This window comes from Promicromonospora sp. NPDC023987 (genome assembly GCF_040639055.1).
GTDB lineage: Bacteria > Actinomycetota > Actinomycetes > Actinomycetales > Cellulomonadaceae > Promicromonospora.
Genome location: NZ_JBEZZF010000145.1, coordinates 1 through 3,511 on the forward strand (window position 1 = coordinate 1; position 3,511 = coordinate 3,511).

Genomic DNA, 3,511 nt, shown 5'->3' on the forward strand with positions numbered 1-3,511 from the left:
TAGAACGTCAGGTGGTCGGTAACCCGGGGTACCGACCACCTGACGTTCTACCGACCACCCTGCGCGACGACCTACAGGTGCGGGGCCACGTGCTTCTCGTAGCGGGTCAGCACCGTCGCCGCCGTCTCCGCCGTTGGCCGTGCCCAGATCTCCTCGTTGAAGATCTCCGTCTCGATATCGCCCACGTAGCCGGCGTCCCGCACCCAGCCGGTGATGGTCGCGAAGTCGATGTATCCGTCGCCCACGTGGCCGCGCGAGTTCAACGGCTCGGCCGCGAGCGGCAGCACCCAGTCGCACACCTGGTACGACGCGATGCGGTCCTCCCGTCCGGCCCGTGCGATGGACCTGCGCAGCGAGGGGTCCCACCACACGTGGTAGGTGTCGACCACGACCCCCACCTCGGACGCCGCGAACGGCGCAGCCAGGTCCAGCGCCTGCGCGAGCGTCGAGATCACCGCCCGGTCTGCGGCGAAGATCGGGTGCAGCGGCTCGAGCACTATCCGCACGCCGTGCTCGGCGGCGAACGGCACCAGGTCGGCGACCCGGTCGGCCACGCGGCCGCGCGTGGAGACCAGGTCGCGGTCCACGGTCGACGTCGGGGCGCCGCCCGGCGTCGAACCCGCCAGCCCGCCGACGACGAAGACCAGCTCAGCGGTGCCGATCGTCGCTGCCTCCTCGATCGCCAGCTTGTTGTCGTCGAGCGCGGCGCGGATCCCGGCGTCGTCGGCCGCGGTGAGGAACCCGCCGCGGCACAGCGACGACGCGCGCAGGCCGGCGTCGGCGATGATGCGGGCCGCCTGCTGCGCCCCGACGTCCTGCACCAGGTTGCGCCACGGCCCGACGGCGCCGAAGCCCGCCGTGGCCGCCGCCTCGCACGCCTCGGCGAGCGAGGCGTGCTTGACGGTTGCCGTGTTCAGGGAAGCCCTGCTCATGAGGTGAACCCGTTCGTCGTGAGGAAAGCCCGCAGACGCGCGGCGGCGAGCGGCGGGTCGAGCAGCATGCCGCAGCCGTCGGCCAGCCGGGCCAGCTCGGCCAGGTGCCGCAGCGAACGGCCGGAGTGCAGGCCGCCCACCAGCGAGAACCCGGGCTGGAACCCGTTGAGCCAGGCCAGGAACGCGATGCCGGTCTTGTAGTAGTACGTGGGCGCGGCGAAGATGTGCCGGCCCAGCGCCTCGGTCGAGGCGAGGATCTTGTGCCCGCCCGCGGCGTCCCCGGCGTCGAACGCCTGCAGGGCCGTCGAGGCGGCGGGGTAGATCGCCGCGAAGATGCCGAGCAGCGCGTCCGAGTGGCCCTGCTCGTCGCCCGCGATCAGCTCGGGGTAGTTGAAGTCGTCACCGGTGTAGAGCCGGGGCCTCGTCCCCGCGTCCGACGGCGGCAGTGCCTCCAGCGAGCGGCGCAGGCCCACCTCGTGGGCGGCGTCGAGCAGCGACACCTTGACGCCGTCTATCCGCGGCTGATGCGCTCGGACCAGGTCGAGGAACGTCGCGGTAGCGGAGTCCACGGAGTCCGAGCCCCAGTACCCGGCCAGTGCCGGGTCGAACATGGTGCCCAGCCAGTGCAGGATCACCGGCTGCTCGGCGTCGGCCAGGACGGCGTCGTACACGCGGGCGTAGTCCTCGGGACCGCGGGCCACCTTCGCCAGCGCGCGCGAGGCCATGACGATGACCTGCGCCCCGGCGTCCTGCACCAGGTGCACCTGCTCACGGTAGGCGTCGGCCACCTTGGCGAGGCCCGCGTCACCCGGCTCCAGCCCGGCGACGACGTCCGGCGCGAGCTGGTCCGTGCCGGCGCCGCAGGCGATGCGCGCGTTCACGGACGCGGCCTCGGCCGCCGACCGCCGCACGAGCTCCTGGGTAGCCGTCCAGTCGAGCCCCATGCCGCGCTGGGCGGTGTCCATGGCGTCCGCGACGCCGAGCCCGTGCTCCCAGATCCGGTGCCGGTAGGCGAGGGTCGAGTCCCAGTCGACGACGGCGGGCGCACCCGGCACGTTCTCCGCACCGATCTGCGGCACCACGTGGGCCGCCGCGAAGGCGACGCGGCTGGTCAGCGGGCCCGACGGCGTCGTCCACGGGCCCGGAGCGCTCAGCTGGACGGTCTCCGAACCGGTGACCCGGCCGTCGCCGTCGAACACGGGGAACGCGACTGCTACCCCGCTCACAGCACGATCTCCGGGATGTCGAGCCGGCGGCCCTCCGCGGACGACTGCAGCCCGAGCTCGGCGAGCTGCACGCCGCGCGCGGCCGACAGCAGGTCGTAGCGGTGCGGGCGCCCGGCGACGGCGTCGGCCAGGAACTCCTCCCACTGCAGCTTGAAGCCGTTGTCGAGGTCGCCGTTCGCGGGGACGTCGAGCCACTGGTCGCGGAACGGCTCGGTGACCGGCAGGTCCGGGTTCCAGACGGGCTTCGGGGTGTGCGAACGGTGCTGGGCGCGGCACTCGCGCAGGCCCGCGACGGCGGAACCGTGGGTGCCGTCCACCTGGAACTCGACCAGCTCGTCGCGGAACACACGCACGGCCCAGGACGAGTTGATCTGCGCCACGACATCGTCCCCGCCGGGCGTGGTGACGTCGAAGATGCCGTACGCGGCGTCGTCGGCCGTGGCGGCGTACTCCTTGCCGGACTCGTCCCAGCGGGCCGGGATGTGCGTGACCGTCTTGGCCGTCACCGTCTTGACCTGCCCGAGGATGCCCTCCAGCACGTAGTTCCAGTGGCAGAACATGTCGGTGGTCATGCCGCCGCCGTCCTCCTTGCGGTAGTTCCAGGAGGGGCGCTGGGCGGGCTGCGAGTCGCCCTCGAACACCCAGTACCCGAACTCGCCGCGCAGCGACAGGATGCGGCCGAAGAAGCCCTCGTCCACGAGCCGGCGCAGCTTCACCAGGCCCGGCAGGTACAGCTTGTCGTGCACGACGCCGACGGTCACGCCCGTCTCGGCCTGGAGCCGCGCGAGCTCGATGGCCTCGGTGAGGGTCTCCGCGGTCGGCTTCTCGGTGTAGACGTGCTTGCCCTGGCGCATCGCCTTGGCGAGCGTCGCGGGGCGCAGGTTGGTCATGGCAGCGTCGAACACGACGTCGGCGTCCGCGATGGCGGCGTCGACGTCGGTGGTCCAGTGCTCGACGTCGTGCAGCGCGGCGAGCTCCTTGAGCTTGTCCGCGTTGCGGCCCACCAGCACGGGCTCGACCTGGATCCGGGAACCGTCGGCGAGCGTCACGCCGCCCTGGTCGCGGATCGGCAGGATCGAGCGCACGAGGTGCTGGCGGTAACCCATGCGGCCGGTGACGCCGTTCATGGCGATGCGAAGTGTGGTCACGGTGCGAGACTCCATCGTCGAGACTTGGGAATGCGCTTTCCGTCCCACCATAGCGCACCCTCGGCTCGGTGCGACATGCCCGAGGTCGTGACTTTGCACCGAGGTCGGGGGGTTTGAAGAAGGGGGGGGCAGGCGCGGGGCGACCGCCGAGGTAAAAAAACCACCGGAGTGAACCAACCCCCCCACCCCAGGCGCCCCCCGGCCC

3 protein-coding genes are annotated in these 3,511 nt (G+C 72.0%); all 3 read right to left on the reverse strand.

Going from position 1 to position 3,511, the window contains the following annotated elements; genetic code table 11:
- Positions 1–71 precede the first annotated feature (71 nt).
- Positions 72–932 carry a sugar phosphate isomerase/epimerase family protein gene (locus tag AB0F40_RS27360; RefSeq protein ID WP_357475459.1) on the reverse strand — a complete coding sequence of 287 codons (861 nt, stop codon included), beginning with the start codon at positions 930–932 and terminating at the stop codon, positions 72–74.
- Positions 929–2,086, reverse strand: a complete 1,158-nt coding sequence (locus tag AB0F40_RS27365; protein ID WP_357475461.1) for a dihydrodipicolinate synthase family protein — start codon at positions 2,084–2,086, stop codon at positions 929–931. The genes AB0F40_RS27360 and AB0F40_RS27365 overlap by 4 nt, the downstream gene beginning before the upstream one ends.
- Before the next feature lie 68 nt (positions 2,087–2,154).
- Positions 2,155–3,285, reverse strand: a complete 1,131-nt coding sequence (locus tag AB0F40_RS27370) for a Gfo/Idh/MocA family oxidoreductase (protein WP_357475463.1) — start codon at positions 3,283–3,285, stop codon at positions 2,155–2,157.
- Positions 3,286–3,511: the final 226 nt, after the last annotated feature.

What these genes read in the sequence shown, in the direction of transcription:
- AB0F40_RS27370 (WP_357475463.1), bottom strand. Translation starts at nt 3,285, where the DNA reads ATGAACGGCGTCACCGGCCGCATGGGTTACCGCCAGCACCTCGTGCGC.
- AB0F40_RS27360 (WP_357475459.1), bottom strand. Translation starts at nt 932, where the DNA reads ATGAGCAGGGCTTCCCTGAACACGGCAACCGTCAAGCACGCCTCGCTC.